This window comes from Sphingopyxis fribergensis, from assembly GCF_000803645.1.
Taxonomy (GTDB): domain Bacteria; phylum Pseudomonadota; class Alphaproteobacteria; order Sphingomonadales; family Sphingomonadaceae; genus Sphingopyxis; species Sphingopyxis fribergensis.
This window is the reverse complement of record NZ_CP009122.1, coordinates 1,169,774-1,193,488: the sequence shown is the minus strand read 5'-3', so window position 1 is coordinate 1,193,488 and position 23,715 is coordinate 1,169,774. Positions and strand designations below refer to the sequence as shown.

Genomic DNA, 23,715 nt, shown 5'->3' with positions numbered 1-23,715 from the left:
GAAGCTGGTGCGGCCCCCCGCCAGCAAGACCGAACGTCGCGAATCAAATCGACTCACCCGACGGCTTAAAGAGAGGTTAAGAAAAATCGGGGGCAGGAGTCGATTGGACTTTACGTACTAGCCCGATATGGGACTCCATGAGTCTTCTTCACTATCGGCATGGCAATATTATCTAGTACTTTTGGCCAATAAGAAGACACAGATCTTTTTACTCGCCTGAGCGAGCGCGAATAATTCTGTTTCCGATGATATTATCCGAAAGCGCGCGTCCGGAAATCGGCATTCGCGCGGCGGGCGAGAAATTGGTCGCGGAGATGCGCCGACGCGTCTCCGCGGCTCTGCAGCGCAGCAACCGCCCCAACGCGGTTATGCACGCCGAGCAGGCGGAATGCCGCGGCCACATGGACCTTTACCGTGCTTTCGGAGATGCGCAGCGAGCGGGCGATTTCCTTGTTGGATTTGCCCATCGACATATGCGTCAGCACTTCGCGCTGGCGTTCGGTGAGGCTGGATATCGAGGCTTGGTGCGAACCAGAAGAGCCTTTGGCCAGCGTTTCCGCGTCGACATCGCTGACGATCGGCGGAACATAGACCTGACCAGCCATCACCTGCCGGAAGGCCTGGAGCATTTCATCCTGCTCCATGTCCTTCGGAACAAAACCATGCGCGCCGTCGGAAATGGCGCGGAGCACCGCGTCCCGATCGCGCCGCCAATCGACGATCACCAGCGAAAGCTGCGGAAAGCGGCGACGCAATCCGCGAATACCGTCGGGGACCACAAACTTCAGGTCGATCCCCCCGTCGAGAACCAGCATGCCGTGCGCGCCGGTTGCGGCCAGCCAGTCGAGAGCCTGTTCGGCATCACCGGCGGTTGCAACGTCGCAATGACTGAACTCGCGCCGGATAATGGAAGCGAGACCGCTTCGGCAAAGCAACTGCCGTTCCCAAACCAACGCCCTTGATACAGCGGACAAAATATTTCCCCCAAAGTTCATCAACGGTTGCGACCCGCTGTGAAACCAGGATAGCTGCTCCCCTCTTTTTGTCTTGAGCTAGTCCGTCGGAAAGATCCGCCCTACCGAATCCTTCTCTTAGCAACCTAGCGGTTTTTGCTTACAGGAAGCTGACGGGGGCGAAATCTGTATCAAGTCGCTACAATAGTGTCGAAATCCAGTTCGATCGATGGCTGGTCCGGATGGCTTCGCATCGCTCCGCCATGCACTTCCATGATTCGCGCGACGATCGACAGGCCCAGCCCGGCGCCGCCGTAACTCGCATGCTCGCCGCGCCGGAAACGGTCCGACAAGGCAAGCAGCCGGGCGGGATCGATCCCGGGTCCGCCATCGACGACGCGAATATGGGCCCCCGGCCCGCGCATGATTACGACCTCTTTGCCCGCAGCGGTCACCCGGACGGCATTTTCGACCAGATTGCGCAGCGCCGCGGTCACCGCCTCGATCCGGCCCATAACCATCGGCCCACCCTCGTCTCGATACGCGAGCGCGACCCCCTTGTGTGCCGCATCGACCGCGCAGAGCTTGATCGCCTCCAATGCCGCGTCCGCCAGATTGATCGGTCGAAACGGCTGCGGCGCGGCCGCGTAAGCATCGAGCTGGGCGAGCACCAGCAATTGCTCGACCAACCGGTTCATCCCCCCAAGACCGGCGATCACGCGGTCCGCATCGGTGGTCTTGAGCCTCTCCAGCTCGAGCATGGCGACCGCGAGCGGCGTCTTGATCTCGTGCGCGACGTCGGCGGCGAACCCCTCTTGTCGCCGGGCCGCATCGTCGAGACGCGACAGCAGTGCATTAACGGCTTCGGCAAAAGGCAAGGCTTCGATGGGAAAATCGGCGAGCGTCACGCGAAAACCGCGTTCGCGGCCGGTTGCCTGGTGAATGAACTCCGCCGCGTCATGCAGCGGCTTCAGCGCCCGGGCGATCAACCATCGCGTCGCGATCGCCAAGGGTGCGAGCAGGACGATGATCGGGAAAATGACATGATCGATCACCTCATGAACAATGCCGATATGACCGTAGCTTTCGCGGATATCCCTCCGGACCAGTTCGAAATCGACCACCAGAAATGCGGCAAGCACGATGCTGCCCGTGAGGGCCATCCAGGCAAAACCCGTTCGCAGTTCGTCGATGATCGAGCGACCCTGCTGCATCAGTCGACGGGCTCCAGCATCAGATAGCCGACGCCGCGAAGCGTCACCAACTGATCGTGTACACCCAAGCCGGCGAGCTTCTTCCTGACCCGCGATACCAGCACTTCGATGGCATTGGGCGTCACGGGTTCGTCGAAGGAATAGAGCGATGCCTCGATCTGGTCGCGGCTGACGACGCTGCCCGCCTTGACCATCATCAATTCGAGCAGGGCGGCTTCGCGCAGACTGAGGCGGAGGGGTTCGCCGCGGCAGCTACCGACGCGCGCTATCGTATCGAAGAGGATCGCGCCGACAGAAAGGATCGGGGTCGAGCGAGCACCCGGCCGGCGAAGGAGCGCGCGCACGCGTGCCGCAAGCTCTTCGACCGCGAACGGCTTGACGAGATAATCGTCGGCCCCCGCGTCGAGGCCATCGATGCGGTCGCCCAGTGCCGATCGCGCGGTGAGCATGATCACCGGCGTGACCAGCCCATGGGCGCGCTCGACCATCAGCCATGCACGCCCGTCGCCATCGGGCATCCCGAGGTCGAGTACGATGATGTCGTAGCTGGTCGCGGCAAGAAGCTCCGAAGCTTCGGAAAGCGTCGGTGCGACGTCGCAGCAAAATCCCATCGCCGAAAGCCCTTCGGCAGTCAAAACACCAATCCTGGCATTGTCCTCGACGATGAGTATGCGCACGCTATCCCCCGGCGGGAGTGCAGCACCCTCGCCCCCCATTGGTCAAGCCCAACAATCTAACCCATAAGGCTTAATCCAATAGGTCGATGGACGGCCGGGCGTGATCGCGCTTGAATTGTTACAATTGAGGTTGCAGTGGCCCATTGGACGGAGGACGAGAAACAATGCGGAAAGAAGGCTGGTTTCTTGGTATTCTTGCGGGGCTGTCGCTACTTTGGCTGGTGCTGCACGTCTTCAACATCCTCTAGATGCACGTACCGCCGTTCACTGCCGTAGATCGACGAGAGCGGAAGATGGGACTGCGGTGCTGCCCCATGTCGAGATAGTCGTTCGAGCACCAGACGGGGATCGGCCGAGCTTCGCTGGACTCGTCGAAGCAGCGCGCGCCAGGATAGGCATCGCGGGCACGCAGGATATCGAGGAATATACGGTAGCGCCCCTCTTCGTGCAGGCGCGCGATCGCATCGCTGAAAATCTGGTTGTAGCGTATAGGCCTGCGCCCAAAGGTCGAAATAGCCGGGATAAAGTAGCTTCTATCCGTCGGACGCGCTCGCCTTCCCATCAGGATTAACACGTACTGGAAGGCCGGGCATTTTTGCCGGGACGCGGACGGACCGATTGCTGCCCCGATCGGCAAACGAGCCTAACCGGATTCCGGCCGGGGTGCGTGTCTAGATCGAGGCCATTTGCGCAACATCTTCTTGCTTGATCGCGCCGCGGGACCGGTCGAATTGCGCCGAAACTAGCCGCGCATAGGGCAAGCCATCGTCTTCGACGACGAGCCGGTCATCGTCCCAGCGAAGGATTTTCAGACGCTCATAATCGGCGAGCGCAGTCTGCGCGGGGCGCAGCCATCCGGATTCAAGACAGGCGCTGCCCTGGCAGAGAAGTTCCTTGATGATCCGTCCGCGCTCGCGGTTCTCGGCGTCGATCGATGCGCCGCGAACGGCGGTCAACTGACCGGCTGCGATGAGATCGCGGTAGACGCCTGCGCGCTTTTCATTCTGGACGAGGAGATCGGGAAAGCGGCTGATTGCGCTTGCTCCGATGCCGACGAGTATCGGGCTGTCATCCTCGGTAAAGCCCTGGAAATTCCGGTTCACCCGATCTTCGCGCGCGGCGATGGCAAGCGGATCGGCGGGCAGCGCGAAATGATCGAACCCGATGGCAACATAGCCGGCATCGGTGAGCCGCTCATAACCGCGCCATGCCTGCTCGAAGCGCAGCTTGTGATCGGGCAGGTTGCTGGCGTCGATCTGGCGCTGACGCGGGATCATGTGCGGGAGATGCGCATAGCCGAAAAGCGATATTCGGCTCGGTGCAAGGCGGATCGTTTCGTCGAGAGTTTCGTCGAGATCGGCAAGCGTCTGGCCCGGCAGCCCGTACATCAGATCGAAGTTGATGGCGTCGATATCGCGGAGGCGCAGCCCGGCAACGACGCGCTCGATGTGCGATAGCGGCTGGATGCGGCCGATCGCCTGCTGGATGTGCGGCGCGAAGGTCTGGACGCCGAGGCTGACGCGCGTGACATGCGCGGCGGCGAGAACGAGCGCCCATTCCGCCGAGAAGCCGCGCGGATCGAGTTCGATCGAAATGTCGGGCCGGTGGGCATCGAAGACAGTGAGGATGCGGTCGAGCAACCGCACGAACTCGACCGGAGCGATCGCGTTGGGACTGCCGCCGCCGAAGGCGATGCGCTGGATGCGCCCGCGCCCGCCGAGCCGCTTCGCCACCATGGCAATCTCGGCGCGGAGCGCGGTCAGATAGTCGGCGAGCCGCTGCTTGCGCCCGGAAGCGCCGGTATTGCACCCGCAATACCAGCAAATGCTTTCGCAAAAGGGGATGTGCACATAGAGCGAGACCGGCGTCGCGGCCTCGACCGCATCGAGCGCGCGGCCGTAATCGGCTGCGCCGACCGCCTCGTCGAATTCCATCGCGGTCGGATAGCTGGTGTATCGCGGGACCGGTTTGGCAAGCAGATCGGGATGATAGGTCCACATAAGAAAGGCCTAGCGGGCCAATGCGCCGCCCGCATTGACCGAGATCAACGCTGGCGGACGGATTAGCAGCATGACTTTCGTCCGGTCGGCGATTTCGCCCTGCGATCGGTCATGGCATGGCAGGCCTTGGCGCAGCCGCCTCCCCGCTCGGGAGGCGAGGCAGGATCGTGCGGGAGCACCATAAGATGCGACGCGCCGCTACAGCTGGGGACCATCAATATGGTGGCGGCGCTCGCGAGCGGTGCAAGAGCGAGGCCCAAACTCGCCAGCAACGTGCCGAGGAAGCGCGCGATCATGGGGCCAGATCCTCTTCATCTTCGACAAAGATGCGGAGCGCAGCGCCGTCGAGATCGTCGAACTGTCCCTGGCGCAGCGACCAGAAGAAGGAGGCGAGGCCCAGAAGGCCAAGCCCCAATGCGATCGGGATCAGGAGGAGGACGCCGTTCACCGGAGCGCCCTTTTGAGCCGCAGCGCGTTCCCGACAACGATCAGCGACGAGCCCGACATGGCGATGGCGGCGATCAGCGGCGTCACGAGTCCGAGAAAGGCGAGCGGGACGGCAATCGCGTTGTAGCCGATGGCGAGCGCGAAGTTCTGGCGCACGATGGCCTGCGTGCTCCGCGCCATCCGTATCGTGTCGACCACCGGCATCATGCGGTCGCCCAGGAAGATGCAGTCGGCGGCGTTTTTGCCGACATCGCTCGCCGAGCCCGGGGCCATCGAGGCATGACCCGCGGCGAGCGCCGGGCCATCGTTGAGGCCGTCGCCGATCATCAGCACCTTGTGACCTCCGCTGCCAAACCGCGCGATCGCCGCAAGCTTGTCTTGCGGGCTCATGCTCGTCTGCGCGGTCATCGCGAGTTCGCGCGCGACGGGAGCCACGGCTTCGGCCCGGTCGCCCGACAATATCGTCGCGCCGAGACCCTGCGCCCGCAGCGCGTCGATGGCACTGCGGGCATCGGGACGAAGTTGGTCGGCGAAGTGGACCGTCGCCACCGCTTCTCCATCGATCGAAAGCTGCGTGGCAAGCGCACTATCGTTCAGATTCTGACGTGGTCGGCCGACCGACACCGCGAGCCCCTTCCACATTGCGGTCACGCCGAATCCAGGCATTTCGCGGACAGACTCAACCGGTTCCGGCTGGACCCCGCGCGCCGTCAGATCGCGGCGGAGCGCTTCGCTCAGAGGGTGACGGCTGGCCTGAGCCAACGCAAGGAGCAGCCCCTCGGCATGAAACCCGAGCGCGTCGAGGTCGAGAGCGACCGGGCGCCCTAGGGTCAGCGTGCCGGTCTTGTCGATCAGCGCCAGATCGACTTCGGCCAAGCGCTCGAGCGCCGATCCATCCTTGATCAAGACGCCGCGGCGCATGAGTTCGCCCGCCGCGACGATCTGCGCCGCAGGCACGGCGAGTCCGAGTGCGCAAGGACAGGTGATGATCAGGACCGCCGCTGAGATCAGGAGGCTTTGGTGCCAGCCAGCCCCCGCGATCATCCAGCTGGTGAAGGCGGCCAGCGCCAGGCAATGTACGGCAGGGGCATAGAGGCGGGCCGCCCGGTCGGCGATGCGGACATAGCGCGATTTACCCTGCGCCGCCTCGCCCATCAGCCTTGCGATATCCGCGATTGCAGTGTCGCCGCCTGCCGCGGTGACGCGAACACGAACCGGCGCATCGAGATTGAGCGTTCCGGCGTGGACTTGGTCATCGACATGCGCTGCGACCGGGGCACTTTCTCCGGTAAGCAGCGACAGATCAAACCGGCTCTCACCTCTGAGGACAACTCCATCGGCAGCGAGCCGCTCGCCCGCAGCGACAAGCATGACCATTCCCGGTTCGAGCGCGGTCGCATCGACCCAGCGCCCCGAACCCTCGCCGCGCAATACCAGAGCGCCCGTTCCCATATTGCGGAGCAGAGCGGCAACGCCGCCACGCGCGCGGTCGCGCATCACGCTGTCGAACCAGCGCCCGCAGAGAAGGAAAAAGAGGAGCATGACCGCCCCGTCGAAATAGGCGTGAGCGCCATGCGTCAGGGTCTCGTAAAGGCTGATCGCGCTGACGAGCAGGACCCCGATGCTGATCGGCACATCCATATTGGTATGGCGGTGGCTGAGCGCGCGCCAGGCCGAACGGAAGAAGGGGCGGCCCGCATAGGCGATGGTCGGTAGCGCGATCATCGCCGAGAGCCAATGGAAGAGGTCGCGGGTCACGCCGGTCGCGCCCGACCAGACCGAGACCGACAGCAGCATGATGTTCATCATCGCGAAACCCGAAACCGCGACGGCGCTTAGGAGCGCCCGGCTGCTCGCGGCCTCGGCATCGGCTTCGTCGGGACCTTTTCCAAGGAGATGCGCTTCGAATCCGAGGAGGGAGAAGGCGCCGATCAGGTCGGGCACGTCGGCATCGGGGACGCAGCTCAGATGCACGCGCTTTTCCGTGAAATTCACGCGTGCCGCGGCAATACGGCGGTCGCGCACGAGGCCCTGTTCGAGCTTTGCGATGCAGCCCGCGCAGCGAATGTCGGGAACGGCAAAGTCGCGTTCCACAAGAGCGGCCGCGCCGCTCATTGGACATTGACCCGATAATGCGCATCCTCGTCGCCATGGCGCACCGCGAGGTCGAGCCACCAGCGACCCGCAGGGACGGCCTGTGTCGAGCGCAAGATCCCGCCGCCGACGGGCTCGAAGACCATGACACGCGCCGGCATGCGGCCGAGTGGATGGCTGAGGGTCGCTTGCACTGCAAGTTGCGTGAGGGGCTGATCGTCCTTGCGGACCGCGACGCGGATATGGCGCGCAGCATCGAGGTCGAGTTGTTCCTGCCAGCCGAGGCGATCCTGATCGGCGGCCCGCCGCAGCCATTCGTTATAATTCTGGCTCGCAACATAGCTGTTGTCCACGACCGTTCCGCCAAAGCTCGACGACGCGAGCGTCGCCATGGTGAAATTGACCACCATCACGACGCCGAAGAAAGCGACGAGAATTCCGGTCATATGCCAGCCGGTGAAGGCCTTGCGCCTCGATTGCTCGGTCATTGTCCCGCCTCCGGCCGGTCGAACTGGATGATGTCGCTGTCGCCGCGCGGGTCGCCGTCGAGGCCGCGCACCGCGATGGCGAAGTCCTGGCGCTCGGGTCCGGCGCTGGGCGCCGCGACGAAAAGTTTCACGCGGGTTACGCTATCGGGCGCCAGCGCGATTTCGAGATGCTGGCTGGCGCGTTCGCGCGTGCCGGCCTCGGTCCAAAGGCGCGCATCGGGCAAACCATCGACCGCAATTGCGACGCGCCGCGGCCGCGTCTCCATGTTGCGGACTTTCAGCGTGTAATTGTTGCGGATATGGCCGTCGGACAGCTGCACATAGAGCGGACTGCGTTCGTGCTGGACCGCGAGGTCGAGCCGCGTGCGCTGACCGAGTGAGAAAATCATCGCGGCGCCGATGGCTGTCCAAATGCCTAGGTAGATCAGCGTGCGCGGGCGCGAGAGCGTCTTGCGGACAGTCTGAGCGATACCGCCGGACTTTTCGATCGCGGCGTCGTCGAGGGTGCAATAGTCGATCAGCCCTCGCGGTCGGCCGACCTGCTTCATCACGCCGTCGCAGGCATCGATACAGAGCGCGCAGGTGATACAGCCGATCTGCGGCCCTTCGCGAATATCGATCCCGGTAGGGCACACCGCGACGCATTGGTTGCAGTCGATGCAATCGCCGAAGGCGCCGGGATGCGTCTGCGCCTTCTTGGTGCTGCCGCGCGGTTCGCCGCGCCAGTCCTTGTAGGTCACCAGAAGCGATTTTTCGTCCATCATCGCGGTCTGGATACGCGGCCAGGGGCACATATAGATGCAGACCTGTTCGCGCATGAAGCCGCCGAAGACGAAGGTCGTCGCGGTGAGGACGGCGACGGTACCATAAGCGACGGGCGCAGCCTGACCGGTCCAGAAATCGGCGGTCAGCGTCGGCGCATCGGCGAAATACATGATCCAAGCGCCACCGGTCCAGAAGGCGACCGCCAGATAAATACCATATTTGATCGTGCGCTTGACCAGCTTCTCGAAGGTCCAGGGACCGTTCGCCAGCCGGATCTGGGCGTTGCGGTCGCCGTCGACCAGCCGGTCGACATGCTGGAACAGGTCGGTCCACACCGTTTGCGGACAGGCATAGCCGCACCAGGCGCGCCCGACGGCGCTAGTGACGAGAAACAGCCCGATGCCCGCCATGATGAGCAGGCCCGCGACATAGTAAAATTCATGCGGCCAGATCTCGATCTGGAACATGAAGAAACGGCGATGCGCCAGATCGACCAGCACCGCCTGGTCGGGCGCATAGGGGCCGCGGTCCCAGCGAATCCACGGCGTTCCATAATAGATCGCCAGGGTGACGAACATCACCGACCATTTAAAGCGGCGGAATGGCCCGTCGACCTTCTTGGGATAGACGCCTTTCCGCGCCGCATAGAGCGGCCCGTTCTCGCCGGTGAGGTCCTCAGGGCTGGCCATCGGCTCCCTGCCCTTCGGTGGCCGCTATCGCAGGCTGGGCTTTCTCACCGCCGCCCAGCGAATAGACATAGGCGGAGAGCATCTTGATCGTCGCGGGATCGAGACGGCTGTTCCAGCGCGGCATGACGCCGTTGCGCGGCTGGTTGATCGTCGCCGTCAGGCTGTCGCGATCGCCGCCGTAGAGCCAGATGGCGTCGGTGAGCTTCGGCGCTCCGACGATGCGCCCGCCCTGCCCGCCCGACCCATGACAGACCGCACAATTGGCCTCGAAGATCGCAGCGCCGCGCGTCGCGGCGGCGCCGGCCTTGTCCTGCCCGCTGATGGTCCGGACATAGCTCACGACATCGTCGATTTGGGGCGCGTCGAGAATGTCGTCGCGGCCGAACGCCGGCATCTGGCTGGCGCGCGTCGCTTCATGGTCGGGGTTCCGGATACCGTGGGTAATCGTATATTGGATCGAGGCGAGGTCGCCTCCCCACAGCCAGTCGTCATCGGTCAGGCTGGGATAGAGTTTCTTGAGTCCCGCCCCGCCGGCGCCATGGCACTGGATGCAATGGACGCGAAAGGCTGCACCGCCGCCCTGGACCGCGGCCTGCATGAGCTGGGGCTTGGCAGGAAGGTCGGTCAACGCCGTCGTGGCTATCGCATTGACGACAGGCGCGCGACGTTTCGCATCAGCCCTCATCTCCTGCGCGAGCTGGCCGCGCGACGACCAGCCGAGAGTCCCCTTGGTTGCACTGTGGAGCATCGGCCATGCCGGATAGAGCGCCGCATAAACGACCGCCCAGGCTATGCAGATATAGAAGGTCCAGAGCCACCAGCGCGGGAGCGGCGTATTGAGCTCTTCGATACCGTCCCATTCGTGACCGACCGTGCGCGTGCCCGTCGCCTCGTCGACGCGGTGCCCTTCGGCGGAGGCCGGGAGATTTTCGGGATCAGCCATGCTCGTCTTCCTTGAAGATCATGTTTGCAGCGTCGTCGTGGTGGCGCCGCGCGCCTTTGCGAAACGGCCAGACCACCAGCCCGAGGAACAGGATCGCCATCGCCAGGAGGCCCCAGCTGTCGGCGAAATGGCGAAGTGCGTCGTAGGTCATGGCGCCTTGGCCTTCGGGGTCTCGGCGGCATGCGCCTGCTCCTGCGGGCCTGCCTTATCGACGTCGACCAGCGTACCGAGCATCTGGAGATAGGCGACGAGCGCATCCATTTCAGTGAGGCGATCGGGGTCGCCATCGAAATCGCGCACCTGCGCCTTGGGATAGCGCTTCTGAAGGTCGATTCCGGCCCCCGGATCGACCTGTGCCTTCAAATCCTCGTTCGCTGCCGCGATCGCTTCCTCGGTGTATGGCACACCGACCCGCGATAAAGCGCGCAGGTCGCTTCGCATATCGCCGGTGTAGAGGTCCTTCTCGGCGAGGAAGGCGTAGGGCGGCATGATCGATTCGGGGACGACGCTACGCGGATCGATCAGATGCGCGCGGTGCCATTCGTCCGAATAGCGGCCGCCGACGCGCGCAAGGTCGGGCCCGGTGCGCTTCGAACCCCATTGGAAAGGGTGGTCGTACATGCTCTCGGCGGCGAGACTGTAATGGCCATAGCGCTCGACCTCGTCGCGGAACGGGCGGATCATCTGGCTGTGGCAGGTGTAGCAGCCCTCGCGCATGTAGATGTTGCGGCCAGCGAGTTCGAGCGGCGTGTAGGGCCGCATGCCGTCAACCTTTTCGATCGTGTTGTCGATCCAGAAGAGCGGCGCGATCTCGACGATGCCGCCGATCGTCACCGCGACGAGCGCCAGCAGGCCAAGAAAGCTGACATTGCGCTCGAGCTTCTTGTGGCTGAAGCGTTTTTCGGCGGGTTGGGCGGCCATCTTCGGCTCCTTATTCGGCGGGCACGGCGACGAGCGGACGATCCGCTGCGGGATTGTGCGGGGTTTCGGTCATCGGCCTTTCGGCGCGGACCTTGCCCGCGAGCGTCGCCCAGACATTGACGATCATGATCAGGAAGCCGGCGAGGTAAAGCAGCCCGCCCGTCGCGCGGATGATGTACATCGGATGCATCGCCGCGACGCTTTCGGCAAAGCTGTAGACCAGATAGCCGTCAGCCCCATATTCGCGCCACATCAGGCCCTGCATGATGCCGGCAACCCACATCGACGCGGCGTAGAAAACGATGCCGACGGTCGCGAGCCAGAAGTGCCAGTTCACCATGCGCAGGCTGTAGAGGCGCGGGCGGTTCCACAATCGCGGCACGAGATAATAGACGCAGGCGAAGGTGATCATGCCGTTCCAGCCGAGCGCGCCGCTGTGCACATGACCGATCGTCCAGTCGGTGTAATGCGACATCGAGTTGACCCATTTGATCGACATCATCGGGCCTTCGAAGGTGCTCATGCCGTAGAAGGCGAGCGCCATGACCATCATGCGAATGATCGGGTCAGTGCGGATCTTGTCCCACGCGCCGTTGAGCGTCATCAGCCCGTTGATCATCCCGCCCCAGCTCGGCATCCACAGCATGATCGAGAAGACCATGCCGAGCGTCTGCGCCCAGTCGGGCAGCGCGGTGTAGTGGAGGTGGTGCGGTCCCGCCCAGATGTAGAGGAAGATCAGCGACCAGAAGTGGATGATGGAAAGGCGGTAGGAATAGACGGGGCGCTCGGCCTGCTTCGGCACGAAATAATACATCATCGCGAGGAAGCCGGCGGTCAGGAAAAAGCCGACCGCGTTATGCCCGTACCACCATTGGGTCAGCGCATCCTGGACGCCGGCGAAGGCGGCATAGCTCTTCGATCCGAAGATGCTCGCGGGCATCGACAGATTGTTGACGAGATGCAGCATCGCAATCGTGATGATGAAGCTGAGGTAGAACCAGTTCGCGACATAGATATGGGGCTCGCGGCGGCGGACGATCGTGCCGACGAAGACCGCGAGATAGGAGAGCCAGACGACGGTGAGCCATAGATCGACATACCATTCGGGTTCGGCATATTCCTTCGCCTCGGTAACCCCCATCAGATAGCCGGTGGCGGCGAGAACGATGAAGAGCTGGTAGCCCCAGAAGACAAAGCGCGCGAGCGTCGGGAAAGCGAGCCGCGCGCGGCACGTACGTTGAACGACATAATAGCTGGTTGCGATCAGCGCGTTGCCACCGAAGGCGAAGATCACCGCCGAGGTGTGCAGCGGACGCAGCCGTCCGAAGGTCGTATATTCGAAGCCGAGGTTGAGGACTGGGAAAGCGAGCTGGAGCGCGATGAACAGCCCCGCCGCCATGCCCGCGATGCCCCAGAAGAGCGTCGCGATGACGCCCCAGCGGATCGGGTCGTCGTCATAGACGCCCTGATCGGCCGGCATTTTTAGGATGCCGCGGGCGATCGCGCCATAGTCGGCGCGCGAAATCGTAACCCAAAGCACGGTCATGCAGGCGATCGACACGATCATCATATGCACCGCGAAGGGCGCATCGACCGCGAGCGCCGCCATCACCAGCGCGAACAGGGCCAGCCCCAGCCATCCGCCCGCTTTCATTACCAGACCGTCCATATCGAATCCCCGCTTCGCGCAGCCTTTGGCCGCGGCTCGGGACGGTCATGGGTGTCGGCAGACCCAAACTCATTGATCAGGATCAACGAATCGATTGCGCGCTATCAATGATGCGGCGCGGCACCGGGTCCAGAGAGCCTCTCATCAACGCAAGGAGCCAAGACCCATGAAGACGAAGACTCTCTCCCTCGCCGCACTGGCGGTTGCGCTGGCGATCCCGGGGCAGGCCGCCGCCAAGGGCGGCGACATCCAGGTCAAGCTGGTGGGCACCTATGTCGCGCCCGACGGCAAGATCAAGGATGTGAAGCTCGACCTGATCGGGCTTCCGGCTGGGACGCAAACCAAGGCCGATGACAATGTCGTGCCGACGGTTGCGATCGAATATTTCGTCGCCGACAATATCTCGCTCGAGACGATCGCCGGGGTGACGCAGCATGATGTCGTCGGGCGCGGCGGGCTCGCCGGAGCGGGGTTGGTGTCCAACGCGAATATCGTTCCCGCGACGCTGACGGTCAAATATCATTTCGGGAAGGACGGCGGGATCCAGCCCTATGTCGGCGCCGGTCCGAGTTACTTCATCTTCATCGATGAGAAGCCCGGCGCGACCGCAGTTGCGTTGGGCGCGACGCGCCAGAAGATGAGCGATTCGCTGGGATTCGCGCTGCAGGCAGGGGTCGATATCCCGGTCAATCAGAACGGGCTGGCCGTGACCGTCGATGCAAAGCGCTATTTCATCCGCTCGACCGCGCACTGGTTTGCCGGAACGACCGAGGTGCTGCGCACGAAGCACCAGCTCGATCCGTGGGTGATCAGCGCCGGCGTAGCCTTCCGCTTCTGATGGCCGGTCAACCGGCCATCGCCTCCATTGCCGCGCGGTCGTTGATCACGACCTCGCGGCGGGACGGGAGATCGAGAACGCCGTCCGACCGCATTCGCGTGAGCTGGCGGCAGGTGGTCTCGATCGTAAGCCCGAGAATGTCAGCAATCTGCTGGCGGCCAAAGGGGAGCTCGAAACGCCCATGACGCTCCGGCGCGCAGCCATAACCCGAGAGACGTTCGGAGATTTCAAGCAAAAAGGATGCGACTTTTTCGGACGCGGTCTTGCGGCCAAGGAGCATCATCCGGTGCCGCGCGCGATCGAGTTCGTCGAGAGTCCGGCGGAGCAATTTCTGCTGGAGGTCGAGATGCGTGCCGGCGAAGGCGTCGAAGCTGTTGCGATTGAAAATGCAGACATCGGCGTCGGTCATCGCGGTAACGCTATAAGGACTTTCCTTGCCAAAGGGCCGGCCGATGAAATCGGACGGGAAGACGATCCCGACAATCTGCTCGCGGCCGTCGGCCGTCGACACCGCGAGCTTGAGAACGCCCGCGAGAACATTGGCGACAACGGGCGCGTCATCACCTTCCCATAGAAGCGTTTGCCCGGCTTTTACCCGCTGGCGCCGCCCCATCTTGCCGAGGATAGCAAGCTCCTCGGCGTTGAGGCTCGCGCAGATCGCGCGGTTGCGCACGATGCAGGTCGAACAATCGCTCATTTGCAGGCCCTTGCGTCTGACGGTCGCCGTCCAGGTCCAGAGGTTTGGAGTGGATCGAGGGCCGGTTCAAGATGCTCCCACTAGAGCGATCACAGCACATGCGGAGTCGGGAATAGTACGTATGTCCTGCAGCAGGCGCGCTCCGCGACGCTGCTTACGGTCATTTGCGTAACGACAAGCGCCGCGATCGCACGCACAGATTCTGGTCTCGAGCCCCTCTTGTGGGGACAGCAGGACGCAACCGCTGGCGAAGAAACGCCACAAGAAAGGATGAAAAAATGAGCGAAACGGGTCATGATCTCCACTCCCTCTTTCCCGGCCAAGGTCCGGCACTCCACGCGTTGAAGCTTCAGGACGCGCATTTTCGCACGCTGGCCGAACAGCATCACGACGTCACGCTCGAGATACAGCGCATCGAGGACGGCCTCGTCGCTGCATCTGACCAAAGGGTCGAGGCGCTAAAAAAGCAGCGGCTGCAGCTGCTCGACGAGGTTGCCGCGCTGGTAGCGGCGCACGAAGCGGCATGACACGAAACCTTCAGGCCATACGCGCTCGCCTCGCGGCGCGGTTCGTCGCCTTAGCCCACCAAGTCGAGCGCCTTGAAGTCAGCCGGCGCGAGCCGGTCGCTGCCGATTTCGCCGAACAGGCCGTCGAACGCGAAGATGATGAAGCCCGAGACTCGCTCGAAAAAGTTACGGTTGCCGAGATGGCACGTATCCGTCTCGCGATCGCGCGGATCGACGCGGGCGGCTACGGCATCTGCACCGCGTGTGGCGAGGATATCGAGGAGGCAAGGCTGGTTGCCGTGCCCGAAGCCGCGCGCTGCATCGCTTGTAGCGATCATATCGCTGGCCACGCCTGACCGTATCGTTCGTCCCGAGGCGGGCGCAACTCAGCGCGGCAGGCGCAGCAGGCTTTCGAGCATGGTCCGCTGTGGCAAGACTGCGGCGAGCAGCGCCGCCAGCGTCGGCGCTCCGAGCTTGCGCATCAAGCGGGCACGATGGACCTCCACAGTCCGGTGGCTGATCGCCAGCTCGATGCCGATCTGCTTGTTCGTAAGGCCTCGCACCAGCGCTTCGAGCACTTCGCATTCCCGATAGGTAAGATGGTCAATGGAACCAGCGACCGGCCCGACCTTGCGCTCGGCGCTCGGCGCGACCGCGGCGCGCAGCGATCCACCTGCGTCAAGCGCCTTGCCTCCGCGCCCGTGCTCGCCCGTCTTCGCCATGGCTTTCCATCCCTTCGCCTCCATGACTTAGGCAGCGGGAACGCCGCGGTCGCTACGTAATATCCCGATAGGTCAGGCACCAAGCCCCGCGGCGAAGGCAAGGCGCAAGGCGTCGGAGAGACTGCGGACGTCGAGCTTCGCCATGAGATTGGCACGGTGGACCTCGACGGTGCGCGGCGAGATGCCGAGGTCGTAGGCGATGGTCTTGTTCGGCAGGCCCTGCGCGAGACCGTCGAGCACCTCGCGCTCGCGCGGGGTCAACACCGCCAGGATGACCTCCGCTTCGACGGCGCGCGCCACCGCGCCGTCGGCGGCGGCCATGCGCCCGAAAGCCGTTTCGATCGCGGCAATCAGGACGGCCTTCTCGAAGGGTTTCTCGAGAAAGTCGACCGCGCCAGCCTTCATCGCGCGCACCGCAATCGACACATCGGCATGCCCGGTGAGGACAATCACCGGCATCGTCACGCCGCGATCAAGTAGCGCCTGCTGCACCTCGAGCCCGTCCATTTCGGGCATGCGCACATCGAGCAGGATGCACCCCTCGGCGGCGTGCCGGACTTCGCGCAGAAAGGCCGCACCCGTTGACCAGGTTTCGACGGCGTAGCCCGATGTCTTGAGCATGAAGCTCGCCGAACGACGGATCGCTTCCTCGTCGTCGACAATATGGACCAATTTTCTATCCGTCATCGCGTTCCTCCGCGTTGGCGCTCATCAGCGTGAAATGAAATTCGGCGCCGCCGGCCGCACCCGGCTCCATCCAGATGCGGCCGCCATTGGCCTCGATGATCGTCCGGCAGATCGAGAGGCCGAGCCCCATGCCCTCCGCCTTTGTGCTGACGAACGCGGTGAAGAGCTGCTCGGCGATAAGCGGATCGACCCCCGGTCCGGTGTCGGCGACAATCACGCGGATGAACCCCGGCGGGTCAAGCCGGCTGATGACGCTGAGCTTGCGGACCGGGCTGTCGGCCATCGCCTCGACGGCGTTGCGAATGAGATTGATTAGAACTTGCTGGATCTGGACCTTGTCGACAAGGGCCGGCGAGGCATAGGGGTCGAGATCGAAAAAGGGCTCGACGCCCTTTTCGCGCGCGCCCATCAAGCCCAGAACTGCCGCTTCGTTGATCAGCAGAGGCAATTTTTCGATCGTCTTGTCGACATCGCCGCGCGCGACGAAGTCGCGCAGGCGCCGCACGATATGGCCAGCGCGCAGTGCTTCTTTCGCGGTGTCGTCGAGCGCCTCGCGGATCATCGTCAGATCCTCGGGGTCGGGCACGGCCAGCAAGTCGCGGATCGCCTCGACATAATTGGTGACGGCGGTGATCGGCTGGTTGAGTTCATGCGCGAGCGTCGACGCCATCGTGCCCATCGCACTGACGCGCGATACATGGATGAGCTCGGACTCCAGCGATTCCAGGCGTTGCTCGGTCTTCTGGCGCTCGGTCAGATCGCGGATGAAGCCGGTGAAGAGCCGCTGCCCCTCGCCCGCCGCTTCGCCGATCGAGAGCTCCATGGGGAAGGTCGATCCGTCCTTACGCTCGGCAAACACCACCCGCCCGATACCGATGATACGCTTCTCACCGGTTGCGAGATAGCGGCCGATATAGGTGTCGTGCCGCCCTCGGTCGGGCTGCGGCATCAAGCGGCTGACATTGGACCCGAGCAACTCGGCTTCGGCGTAGCCGAAGAGCCTCTCGGCGGCCGCGCTGAACGACACGATCAAGCCCTGGTCGTCGATCACGACCATTGCATCGGGGACGGTCGAGAGGATCGACCGCAAATGGCTTTCGCGCGCGCGGAGCGACTCTTCCGTCGCGCGGCGCGCGGTAATGTCGGAGACGATTTTGGCAAAGGCGCGCAAGCTGCCATCCGGCTGGCGCAGAGCTGTGATCGACACGTCGGCCAGAAATTCCGAACCGTCCTTGCGAACGCGCCAGTCCTCGGCCTCGAAGCGGCCGTCGCGCGCGGCGTGCAACAGGTCCTGAGCGGGCCTCCCGCTCGCGATCGCATCGGCGGGATAAAAAATCGCCGCGTTGCGTCCGATGACTTCGGCCTCGGTCCAGCCCTTGAGGCGTTCGGCGCCCTTGTTCCAGATCGTCACCACGCCTTCGGGATCGAGCAGGTAGATGGCGTGGCCCTGCGCGCCGTCTATCAACAGGTTCAGTTCCTCGGACAATCGGTCGGCCTCGGCCGCGCGGCGCGCCGCCTGCCCTTCGCTCAGTCGCATGCGGCCGCGCATGCGGTCCACTCCTTCCGCAAGCACGACGATCCCCGCTGCGGTCAAGACAAAGGTCGTTGCCTCGACCATGACAAAACCTCGATCGTCCGCAAAATAGATGCCGAAGAGCAAGGAGGGCAGGATCGCGATGGCCGCAGCAAGCGATCCGGCCATGACCGAAGCGGCGACGACCGCAAGGGTGAAGACGAGGAAAGGAGAATTGCTGCCAAGCCAGGGATCGAGAATTGCGCGCAGCGAAGCCGCCGCTGCGACGATCGCCAAAGCGATCGACAGACGCGTCGCAAAAGATCCCTGCTCTTTCGCCATCAGTCCCGCGGCCTCCGTTCGCGCGAGGATCGGCCCCGCGCTGCCGCGTGCCTGCCCCCCGCTTGACTCATAAGCGCATTTCACCCGCCGCGATACGACCAGCTTCGTCGTCGATCGCCCGCGCGCCCACTATGGCGTCCTCGTGTCGCGCTGCCGATGCGGGGTATTACGGATAGGCGCGCGCTGCCGCCAAGAACATGGTGCGTGGGTCAACGCCGGTCGAGACCGCTTCATTATGGAACCGGGCGCTGACACAGGAGCCACTATGCCGAACAAATGACCGCCAAATTGAACTCGATCCGGGCCGATCTTGGTGAATGCGCCCGACTACTAAAGGAAATGTTGTGACCGAGATCCCGAGCGCCGCAGCGCCGCGGCGCCTACCCGAATGCCCGGATTGCGAGCCCGCGGAGCGCCCCGACAAGAGTTTTCCCGAGCAGCCGGCGCCGGCCCCCGACAATCAGCCGATGCGCTCGCCGAGCGAAGCCCCCGTCATGCCGGACAGCCACCCCGAGGCCGTGCCGCCCGAATGTCCGGATTGACCGCATACTGGCTGCTCTTGGCGATTAACATGGCGGGAGCTTCGGCGCGAAGCCTTAGGAGCGGCCCTGCAAAACGCGGCTTTTCTCGCCGAGGAGGCTTGATATGGCCGCAAGGAGCCGGTGTGCGCGGAGCGGCTTGTCAAAAATCTGCGCGAACCCTGCAGCCCCGGCGCGCTGTGCCAGATCCGCCGATCCAAAAGCCGAGATCAGGATCGCAGGGGCCGAGCAGCCTGCGAAGCGAAGGGCCGAAATCAGCCCAATGCCATTGCCGCTGCCGAGCTGATAATCGATGACAAGGCAGTCCGGATTAAATGCGCCCGCGTCGGCGAGTGCTGCGTCCGCAGTCGAATGCGCCTTCGCATAATAGCCGCGCCCCTGGAACAGGAGCAGCAGCGAGCGGCGTACCCCGGGGTCATCTTCGACAATCAGGATCCGCGGCACCGCGTTCGGCTCGAGGTTATGGATCGACGACATCAGTGACAGAGGACAAGCGGACATTTGCTTTCGGCCAGCAAATGCTGCGTGACCCCGCCAAAGGTTTCGCGGAGCCGCCCGTGGCCATATGCGCCCATGACGACATAGTCGGCGCGCCATGCCGAGCTTTCCTCGGCAATTAGTCGATCGGCTGGCGCGCCCGCCTTGTCGACGATCCGCACCGTCGCATGGACGCCATGCCGAGAGAGATAGGCGGCCGCCTGCTCGGGATCGAGACCGGAATCAGCTTCGCGGGCTACGAAGATCTGGACCTCTTCGGCAAGCGCCAGCAAAGGCACCGTTGCGCGAAGCGCGGCCGCTGCCGCCGGCCTCCCGTCCCAGGCGATCAGCGCGCGAGCGATGTCGAAGCGTTGAAGGGTCTGCGGCACTGCAAGGATGGGAATATGCGCGCGCATGACGAGGCGGCCGACTATCCCGCGCATGTCGGGCAAGGGAAAGTCGTCAAGAGCCCGGTTGAGAATGATCAGATCGGCGAGATCGGCGACGTCGAGGAGCGCGCTCGCCATGTCACCCATCGTGTCGGTCAGGCTCCAGCTCACATCTTCGCGTGCCAGCCGGTCGGACAAGAAGGCGCGATTCCTCGCTTCGGATTCGGTTTCGTCGCGCACCACGACCGCCTCCGCGCTGCCGAAATGCGTGTCGGCGGCCATGAGCGGATAGGGGGTGACATCGAGGCAGGCGAGATGTCCGCCCAGCGCGCGCGTGAGATCGAGCGCGGCTTGCAGGCGCGCTTCCTGTCCACGATCCTGGTGAACCAGCAAAAGGATGTTCTTCATGGCCAACTCCATTGCGACCGGGTGAGGCTAAGATCGCGCGCGCATCGCCGATATGCGCAAAGATACGGATAAAAGAACGACCGCCAGACATACCGGGCGGCCGCAGCGGAAGGTGGTAAATCGCTATGCGAGGGCGCCAACCGCAAGGAGGCGCACCGTCTGACGGCCCGTTTTCCTACTGTCTCGCGCGGCGCCGGTCTCTAAGCAGATGTCCGTAAGGGCTCGTTGCTGGGAGCGCCGTGATTCAGCGCAAAAAAGCGGCCGCCCAAGGGGATCCATGGCGGCCGCTTCCCCGAAGGGCAGTTTAGTGGACAGGGGAATGATAGCGGCGAGGCAGTCCCCAACCTGCCTCGCCGGGGACGGCGCGCCCGGCGCACCGGTGGCCATCCCTATCGCCCGTCTAGGGTCGCGACCGCCAACAGGCTCTACGCAATAGTCCGTACAGGCGGCGCCTCAGTGCGCGAGCAGCAGCGGCGTATGCGCAGCGTCGAGCAGATATCGGGTGACGCCCCCAAAGAAGGTCTCACGGAGGCGGCTGTGACCGAAAGCACCCATGACGATCAGCCCGGCTCCAAGGTCGCGCGCGGTGCGTTCGAGCGCCTCCTCGACGGTCACACCGCGCCGCTCCTCGGCCCGCAAGATGGCGTGGATGCCGTGGCGCGACAGGTAGCGCAGCGCGTCTTCGGCATCGATGCGCCCCTCGTCGGCTCCGACCGTGACAAGGACGACACTGCTGGAATCGCGAAGCAGCGGCACCGCCTGCCTGAGGGCGTTCGCCGCCTCGAGGCTTCCGTTCCACGCGACCATCGCCGGGGTATCGAGGTCGACTACGTCCTGCGTTTCGGGCAGCGCCAGCACGGGCGCCGGGACCATCATGGCCAGATCGCCCGCCATCATTTGGGAGGCACCCGTGCGCTTCCCACCGGAGGCGCCGAGCGAGACAATCACGAGATCAGCCAAGGTCGCCGCGATCGCGAGCGTGCCGACAAGTTCGCCATCGCCCACCGATATATCCCATGGAACATCTTCCCCGCGCATCTGTTCGCTCAGCCGTTCGACAAGCTCGGTTGCAGCCAGCTGGGACTTGGCGAGTGCCTCGCGCGCCAGATACATGCCGCCAAAGGGGTCGCTCGCAACAAATTGCTGGAAGGGTGAGCTCACAAGCAAGGTGATATGCGAGCGATGCCGCCGGCCAATCGCCAGAGCGCTCTCGAGCCGCGCCGCCATCGCAGGGCTGTCATCGGCATGAACGAGCAGGTTTCGCATGATTGTCTCCTCTTCGGACTATCCCGAGAAGAGGCGCACGGCGCGGCGAAGTCATTGATGCAGATCAAGCTAAGGGCCAGCCCGGAATTGAGGGATATTGCCAGCGCCGATATCGACACCGTGATGGACCGCCTCGAAGCCATGATGGTCGCGGTTTCATTTCTGGCGGCCGATTGGCTTGCGAACGCTTGTTCCACACGCTGCGTTCAAAGGTGCCTACGCCGCTAAAATCCGGTCGGCTATTGCGAATGATCGCTTTCGAAATGACGCTCGAGAAGCTTCATGCGATCGACAATCGAGAAGAAAAAGGCGGTGGACCAGCCGATCAGGATGATCCCGCTCGCGCCTTCGATCGCTCCCAGGATCCGCATCCCGGGTGGAAGCACGACATCACCATAGCCGATTGTTACATATGTCGAGGTCGAGAAGTAAAGCGCATGCTCAAAATCGGCGAAGGCCCCCAACCATTCGTAGATTCCGGCCCAGATCCAGATTTCGATGGAGTGAAGAGCAAAGAGGCCAAAAGCAGCGACAAGAATGGCGGCGCTGTTGAGCAGGACCATCATCAACCGGCCGGATGCCCGGCGATAGCGGCGTAGAACCGCCAGCAGAAGCGCCAGACCGGTCAGATGGACGATAACGGTGGCCGCAACGAGGAGCGTTGCGAGCACGAGCTGCGAAAAAAGGGTCATGATCTTGCTTCGGCGCGCAGGAAGAATGAGCTCATGGGGCGGACGTGCCGCGACTGGCGATGATGAGCGGCGCCGATCAATGGCTCATGAGCAGCGGGAGCTTGCTGTCACCCAGCATCCGTTTCGTGACCCCGCCAAAGGTCTCGCATAGGCGGCCCCGGCCATAGGCTCCCATGACGATATAATCGGCACCCCATGCCTCACATTCTCCGGCGATCAGCAAATCGGCACGGGTGCCCGAGCCGTCGATGACCCGTGAGACAGCCTCGACGCCGTGCCGCGCCAGATACGACACCGCAAGCGACGCCTCGAGCCCCGCCTCGTCTTCGCGGGCGTGGAAAATCTCGACATCCTGCGCCAGCGCAAGCAGCGGGACGGCGGCCCGCAACGCCGCCGCGGCCGAAGCGCCGCCGTCCCATGCCACTAGCGCGCGGTCGAACTCGAACCGTTCGGCGCTTTCAGGGACCGCCAGAACAGGCGCATGCGTGTGCGCGACAACGCGACTGGCAACGCCGCGCATATCGCTCAGCGGATAGTCTTCAAGCGCGCGATTGAGGATGATGAGGTCCGCAAAGTTGGCTGCGGCGAGGACGGCCTCCGCGATGTCGCCATCGACGTCGGTCCAGCTCCAGCTCACATCGTCACGCGAGAGACGATCGGTGATCACGCCCTTGTTGGTCGCCTCGCTATCGTACTGGTTGAGCAGCTCGACCGTGTCGTTCAATGTGAAGAAGCGGTTGTTTACCAGGAAGGGATTGGGAGTCACGTCGAGGCAGGAAAGATGTCCATCCAGCGCGCGCACGATGTCGAGCGCCGTTTCGAGCCGGGCCTCCTGGCCCGGATCGTCGTGGACGAGCAGAAGTATGTTCTTCATCACCAACTCCTTCCCTGCTTTCCGGCGGATCAGTGGGCGAGGAGAAGCGGCAGCGGGCTCGCGGCAAGCATGCGCCTTGTCACGCCGCCAAAAGTCTCGCGCAGGCGGCCGTGGCCATAGGCGCCCATCACGATATAGTCGGCACGCCACGCGGCGCCTTCTCGCTCGATCAGTTCGTCGGCACGGCGATGCGCCTTGTCGAGCGACCGGATCTGCGCATGGATGCCGTGGCGCGACAGATAGGCGGCGGCCTGCTCGGACGCCGTGCCGGCCTCGTCTTCGACGGCGGTGAAGAGCTTCACCTCGCTGGCCAGCGCGAGCAGCGGCACGGCCGCGCGGAGCGCCGCGGCCGCCGAGCGGCTGCCGTCCCAGGCGACGAGCGCGCGGTCGAGTGCGAAGCGTTTGCAGGTCTCGGGCACCGCGAGGACCGGCGCATTGGTACGCGCCACAATGCGAGAGACGATGTCGTGCATGTTCGGCAGCGGATAGCCATCGAGGGCGCGGTTGAGAATTATGAGATCGGCAAGATCGGCGGCTTCAAGTATCGTGTCCGCCATGTCGCCCATGGCATCGGCCCAGCTCCAGCTGACATCCTCGCGCGATAGACGGTCGGCGAGCACCATCTTGTTTTTGGCCTCGCTGTCGCGCTCGTCGAGCAAGACCACGGTTTCGCCAAAGCCCATGACCGCGTCGCCCGCAACGACCGGAAAAGGCGTGACATCGATGCAGGAGAGATGGCCGTCGATCGCGCGCACGATATCGAGTGCGGCCTGAAGCCGGGCTTCCTGGCCCTCGTCGTCATGGACCAGCAAGAGAATATTCTTCATCGACCGTCTCCTTCGTTCGCCGGCGAAGCTATGGCTCCTCGGACGTCGTCGATATGCGCAATGTTACGGATAAAGAGC

General features: G+C 63.7%; 28 protein-coding genes and 1 pseudogene. 5 read left to right on the top strand and 24 right to left on the bottom strand.

Annotated features, from left to right (window positions below):
- Positions 1-251: 251 nt before the first annotated feature.
- The 14 genes and pseudogenes from SKP52_RS05660 to ccoN form a co-directional block, all read right to left on the bottom strand.
- Positions 252-953, bottom strand: a complete 702-nt coding sequence (locus SKP52_RS05660) for a LuxR C-terminal-related transcriptional regulator (RefSeq protein ID WP_052207866.1) — start codon at positions 951-953, stop codon at positions 252-254.
- 191 nt (positions 954-1,144) lie between these two features.
- Complete coding sequence (locus tag SKP52_RS05655) at positions 1,145-2,167, bottom strand: sensor histidine kinase (RefSeq protein ID WP_039572708.1); 1,023 nt, start codon at positions 2,165-2,167, stop codon at positions 1,145-1,147.
- A complete protein-coding gene (locus tag SKP52_RS05650; protein ID WP_039579952.1) occupies positions 2,167-2,844 on the bottom strand; it encodes a response regulator in 678 nt (225 codons plus the stop codon). The genes SKP52_RS05655 and SKP52_RS05650 overlap by 1 nt, the downstream gene beginning before the upstream one ends.
- Positions 2,845-3,148: 304 nt before the next feature.
- Positions 3,149-3,334 (bottom strand): annotated as a pseudogene (locus tag SKP52_RS26905) (5-aminolevulinate synthase); the annotation flags it as partial.
- Positions 3,335-3,515: 181 nt separating this feature from the next.
- Positions 3,516-4,844, bottom strand: a complete 1,329-nt coding sequence (hemN, locus tag SKP52_RS05640; RefSeq protein WP_039572703.1) for an oxygen-independent coproporphyrinogen III oxidase — start codon at positions 4,842-4,844, stop codon at positions 3,516-3,518.
- A 62-nt stretch (positions 4,845-4,906) separates the two neighbouring features.
- On the bottom strand, positions 4,907-5,140 hold the full coding sequence (locus SKP52_RS26900) for a hypothetical protein (protein WP_148309035.1): 234 nt from the start codon (positions 5,138-5,140) through the stop codon (positions 4,907-4,909).
- Complete coding sequence (gene ccoS / locus SKP52_RS05635; protein WP_039572699.1) at positions 5,137-5,292, bottom strand: cbb3-type cytochrome oxidase assembly protein CcoS; 156 nt, start codon at positions 5,290-5,292, stop codon at positions 5,137-5,139. The genes SKP52_RS26900 and ccoS overlap by 4 nt, the downstream gene beginning before the upstream one ends.
- On the bottom strand, positions 5,289-7,406 hold the full coding sequence (locus tag SKP52_RS05630) for a heavy metal translocating P-type ATPase (RefSeq protein WP_039572696.1): 2,118 nt from the start codon (positions 7,404-7,406) through the stop codon (positions 5,289-5,291). Before SKP52_RS05630 ends, ccoS begins: the two co-directional genes overlap by 4 nt.
- Positions 7,403-7,873 carry a FixH family protein gene (locus tag SKP52_RS05625; protein WP_039572692.1) on the bottom strand — a complete coding sequence of 157 codons (471 nt, stop codon included), beginning with the start codon at positions 7,871-7,873 and terminating at the stop codon, positions 7,403-7,405. Before SKP52_RS05625 ends, SKP52_RS05630 begins: the two co-directional genes overlap by 4 nt.
- A complete protein-coding gene (gene ccoG, locus SKP52_RS05620) occupies positions 7,870-9,327 on the bottom strand; it encodes a cytochrome c oxidase accessory protein CcoG (protein WP_039572688.1) in 1,458 nt (485 codons plus the stop codon). Before ccoG ends, SKP52_RS05625 begins: the two co-directional genes overlap by 4 nt.
- Positions 9,314-10,270, bottom strand: coding sequence for a cytochrome-c oxidase, cbb3-type subunit III (ccoP, locus tag SKP52_RS05615; protein WP_039572686.1), 957 nt, complete (start codon positions 10,268-10,270; stop codon positions 9,314-9,316). The genes ccoG and ccoP overlap by 14 nt, the downstream gene beginning before the upstream one ends.
- A complete protein-coding gene (locus tag SKP52_RS05610; protein ID WP_039572683.1) occupies positions 10,263-10,421 on the bottom strand; it encodes a cbb3-type cytochrome c oxidase subunit 3 in 159 nt (52 codons plus the stop codon). The genes ccoP and SKP52_RS05610 overlap by 8 nt, the downstream gene beginning before the upstream one ends.
- Positions 10,418-11,191 (bottom strand): cytochrome-c oxidase, cbb3-type subunit II, encoded by a 774-nt coding sequence (gene ccoO, locus SKP52_RS05605; protein ID WP_039572680.1) that lies wholly within the window; start codon positions 11,189-11,191, stop codon positions 10,418-10,420. Before ccoO ends, SKP52_RS05610 begins: the two co-directional genes overlap by 4 nt.
- Positions 11,192-11,201: 10 nt before the next feature.
- Positions 11,202-12,860 (bottom strand): cytochrome-c oxidase, cbb3-type subunit I, encoded by a 1,659-nt coding sequence (ccoN, locus tag SKP52_RS05600; protein WP_039572678.1) that lies wholly within the window; start codon positions 12,858-12,860, stop codon positions 11,202-11,204.
- Between the two features lie 166 nt (positions 12,861-13,026).
- On the opposite strand from ccoN, the gene SKP52_RS05595 reads away from it, so the two are divergent.
- Positions 13,027-13,698: an OmpW/AlkL family protein gene (locus SKP52_RS05595; RefSeq protein WP_039572675.1), complete on the top strand. Its 672-nt coding sequence runs from the start codon at positions 13,027-13,029 to the stop codon at positions 13,696-13,698.
- Between the two features lie 7 nt (positions 13,699-13,705).
- On the opposite strand, the gene SKP52_RS05590 is transcribed toward SKP52_RS05595, so the two are convergent.
- The gene (locus SKP52_RS05590; RefSeq protein WP_039572672.1) at positions 13,706-14,395 is read right to left on the bottom strand and encodes a Crp/Fnr family transcriptional regulator; all 690 of its coding nucleotides are present in this window, start codon (positions 14,393-14,395) and stop codon (positions 13,706-13,708) included.
- Between the two features lie 278 nt (positions 14,396-14,673).
- Between SKP52_RS05590 and SKP52_RS05585 the strand changes: the two genes are divergently transcribed.
- Complete coding sequence (locus SKP52_RS05585; RefSeq protein ID WP_039572668.1) at positions 14,674-14,922, top strand: YdcH family protein; 249 nt, start codon at positions 14,674-14,676, stop codon at positions 14,920-14,922.
- A complete protein-coding gene (locus SKP52_RS27445; protein ID WP_081997217.1) occupies positions 14,919-15,257 on the top strand; it encodes a TraR/DksA family transcriptional regulator in 339 nt (112 codons plus the stop codon). Before SKP52_RS05585 ends, SKP52_RS27445 begins: the two co-directional genes overlap by 4 nt.
- Positions 15,258-15,287: 30 nt before the next feature.
- Here the strand turns inward: SKP52_RS27445 and SKP52_RS05575 are convergent, their stop codons facing one another.
- The 3 genes from SKP52_RS05575 to SKP52_RS05565 all read right to left on the bottom strand — a co-directional run bounded on the left by SKP52_RS05575 (position 15,288) and on the right by SKP52_RS05565 (position 17,847).
- The gene (locus SKP52_RS05575; RefSeq protein ID WP_228383833.1) at positions 15,288-15,623 is read right to left on the bottom strand and encodes a LuxR C-terminal-related transcriptional regulator; all 336 of its coding nucleotides are present in this window, start codon (positions 15,621-15,623) and stop codon (positions 15,288-15,290) included.
- Positions 15,624-15,695: 72 nt separating this feature from the next.
- Entirely contained in the window at positions 15,696-16,310 is a 615-nt protein-coding gene (locus tag SKP52_RS05570) for a response regulator transcription factor (RefSeq protein ID WP_039572660.1), read from the bottom strand.
- Positions 16,300-17,847 (bottom strand): PAS domain-containing sensor histidine kinase, encoded by a 1,548-nt coding sequence (locus SKP52_RS05565; protein WP_407695102.1) that lies wholly within the window; start codon positions 17,845-17,847, stop codon positions 16,300-16,302. The genes SKP52_RS05570 and SKP52_RS05565 overlap by 11 nt, the downstream gene beginning before the upstream one ends.
- A 662-nt stretch (positions 17,848-18,509) precedes the next feature.
- Here SKP52_RS05565 and SKP52_RS05560 point away from each other — a divergent pair.
- Positions 18,510-18,707 (top strand): hypothetical protein, encoded by a 198-nt coding sequence (locus SKP52_RS05560; protein WP_039572657.1) that lies wholly within the window; start codon positions 18,510-18,512, stop codon positions 18,705-18,707.
- Positions 18,708-18,761: 54 nt separating this feature from the next.
- Here SKP52_RS05560 and SKP52_RS05555 read toward each other — a convergent pair whose 3' ends face one another.
- The 3 genes from SKP52_RS05555 to SKP52_RS05545 all read right to left on the bottom strand — a co-directional run bounded on the left by SKP52_RS05555 (position 18,762) and on the right by SKP52_RS05545 (position 21,244).
- Positions 18,762-19,181: a response regulator gene (locus tag SKP52_RS05555; RefSeq protein ID WP_052207860.1), complete on the bottom strand. Its 420-nt coding sequence runs from the start codon at positions 19,179-19,181 to the stop codon at positions 18,762-18,764.
- A complete protein-coding gene (locus SKP52_RS05550) occupies positions 19,181-19,978 on the bottom strand; it encodes a universal stress protein (protein WP_039572654.1) in 798 nt (265 codons plus the stop codon). The genes SKP52_RS05555 and SKP52_RS05550 overlap by 1 nt, the downstream gene beginning before the upstream one ends.
- Positions 19,979-20,431: 453 nt before the next feature.
- A complete protein-coding gene (locus tag SKP52_RS05545; RefSeq protein ID WP_039572651.1) occupies positions 20,432-21,244 on the bottom strand; it encodes a universal stress protein in 813 nt (270 codons plus the stop codon).
- Here SKP52_RS05545 and SKP52_RS25975 point away from each other — a divergent pair.
- Complete coding sequence (locus SKP52_RS25975; RefSeq protein ID WP_148309034.1) at positions 21,224-21,472, top strand: hypothetical protein; 249 nt, start codon at positions 21,224-21,226, stop codon at positions 21,470-21,472. The genes SKP52_RS05545 and SKP52_RS25975 overlap by 21 nt on opposite strands.
- Positions 21,473-21,483: 11 nt before the next feature.
- Here SKP52_RS25975 and SKP52_RS05540 read toward each other — a convergent pair whose 3' ends face one another.
- The 3 genes from SKP52_RS05540 to SKP52_RS05530 all read right to left on the bottom strand — a co-directional run bounded on the left by SKP52_RS05540 (position 21,484) and on the right by SKP52_RS05530 (position 23,637).
- Positions 21,484-21,936 (bottom strand): potassium channel family protein, encoded by a 453-nt coding sequence (locus SKP52_RS05540; protein WP_039572648.1) that lies wholly within the window; start codon positions 21,934-21,936, stop codon positions 21,484-21,486.
- Positions 21,937-22,012: 76 nt separating this feature from the next.
- On the bottom strand, positions 22,013-22,810 hold the full coding sequence (locus SKP52_RS05535; RefSeq protein ID WP_039572646.1) for a universal stress protein: 798 nt from the start codon (positions 22,808-22,810) through the stop codon (positions 22,013-22,015).
- A 29-nt stretch (positions 22,811-22,839) separates the two neighbouring features.
- Complete coding sequence (locus SKP52_RS05530; protein ID WP_039572643.1) at positions 22,840-23,637, bottom strand: universal stress protein; 798 nt, start codon at positions 23,635-23,637, stop codon at positions 22,840-22,842.
- Positions 23,638-23,715 lie beyond the last annotated feature (78 nt).

Coding starts and splice junctions, on each gene's coding strand:
- SKP52_RS05610 (WP_039572683.1), bottom strand. CDS start 10,421: ATGACCTACGACGCACTTCGCCATTTCGCCGACAGCTGGGGCCTCCTG.
- SKP52_RS05585 (WP_039572668.1), top strand. CDS start 14,674: ATGAGCGAAACGGGTCATGATCTCCACTCCCTCTTTCCCGGCCAAGGT.
- SKP52_RS05570 (WP_039572660.1), bottom strand. CDS start 16,310: ATGACGGATAGAAAATTGGTCCATATTGTCGACGACGAGGAAGCGATC.
- ccoP (WP_039572686.1), bottom strand. CDS start 10,270: ATGGCTGATCCCGAAAATCTCCCGGCCTCCGCCGAAGGGCACCGCGTC.
- SKP52_RS05625 (WP_039572692.1), bottom strand. CDS start 7,873: ATGACCGAGCAATCGAGGCGCAAGGCCTTCACCGGCTGGCATATGACC.
- SKP52_RS05655 (WP_039572708.1), bottom strand. CDS start 2,167: ATGCAGCAGGGTCGCTCGATCATCGACGAACTGCGAACGGGTTTTGCC.
- SKP52_RS26900 (WP_148309035.1), bottom strand. CDS start 5,140: ATGATCGCGCGCTTCCTCGGCACGTTGCTGGCGAGTTTGGGCCTCGCT.
- SKP52_RS05565 (WP_407695102.1), bottom strand. CDS start 17,847: ATGCGACTGAGCGAAGGGCAGGCGGCGCGCCGCGCGGCCGAGGCCGAC.
- SKP52_RS05535 (WP_039572646.1), bottom strand. CDS start 22,810: ATGAAGAACATACTTCTGCTCGTCCACGACGATCCGGGCCAGGAGGCC.
- ccoN (WP_039572678.1), bottom strand. CDS start 12,860: ATGGACGGTCTGGTAATGAAAGCGGGCGGATGGCTGGGGCTGGCCCTG.
- SKP52_RS05540 (WP_039572648.1), bottom strand. CDS start 21,936: ATGACCCTTTTTTCGCAGCTCGTGCTCGCAACGCTCCTCGTTGCGGCC.
- SKP52_RS05590 (WP_039572672.1), bottom strand. CDS start 14,395: ATGAGCGATTGTTCGACCTGCATCGTGCGCAACCGCGCGATCTGCGCG.
- SKP52_RS05530 (WP_039572643.1), bottom strand. CDS start 23,637: ATGAAGAATATTCTCTTGCTGGTCCATGACGACGAGGGCCAGGAAGCC.
- SKP52_RS05630 (WP_039572696.1), bottom strand. CDS start 7,406: ATGAGCGGCGCGGCCGCTCTTGTGGAACGCGACTTTGCCGTTCCCGAC.
- SKP52_RS05545 (WP_039572651.1), bottom strand. CDS start 21,244: ATGCGAAACCTGCTCGTTCATGCCGATGACAGCCCTGCGATGGCGGCG.
- SKP52_RS05575 (WP_228383833.1), bottom strand. CDS start 15,623: ATGGCGAAGACGGGCGAGCACGGGCGCGGAGGCAAGGCGCTTGACGCA.
- SKP52_RS05550 (WP_039572654.1), bottom strand. CDS start 19,978: ATGAAGAACATCCTTTTGCTGGTTCACCAGGATCGTGGACAGGAAGCG.
- SKP52_RS05555 (WP_052207860.1), bottom strand. CDS start 19,181: ATGTCGTCGATCCATAACCTCGAGCCGAACGCGGTGCCGCGGATCCTG.
- ccoO (WP_039572680.1), bottom strand. CDS start 11,191: ATGGCCGCCCAACCCGCCGAAAAACGCTTCAGCCACAAGAAGCTCGAG.
- SKP52_RS25975 (WP_148309034.1), top strand. CDS start 21,224: ATGAACGAGCAGGTTTCGCATGATTGTCTCCTCTTCGGACTATCCCGA.
- hemN (WP_039572703.1), bottom strand. CDS start 4,844: ATGTGGACCTATCATCCCGATCTGCTTGCCAAACCGGTCCCGCGATAC.
- ccoG (WP_039572688.1), bottom strand. CDS start 9,327: ATGGCCAGCCCTGAGGACCTCACCGGCGAGAACGGGCCGCTCTATGCG.
- SKP52_RS27445 (WP_081997217.1), top strand. CDS start 14,919: ATGACACGAAACCTTCAGGCCATACGCGCTCGCCTCGCGGCGCGGTTC.
- SKP52_RS05595 (WP_039572675.1), top strand. CDS start 13,027: ATGAAGACGAAGACTCTCTCCCTCGCCGCACTGGCGGTTGCGCTGGCG.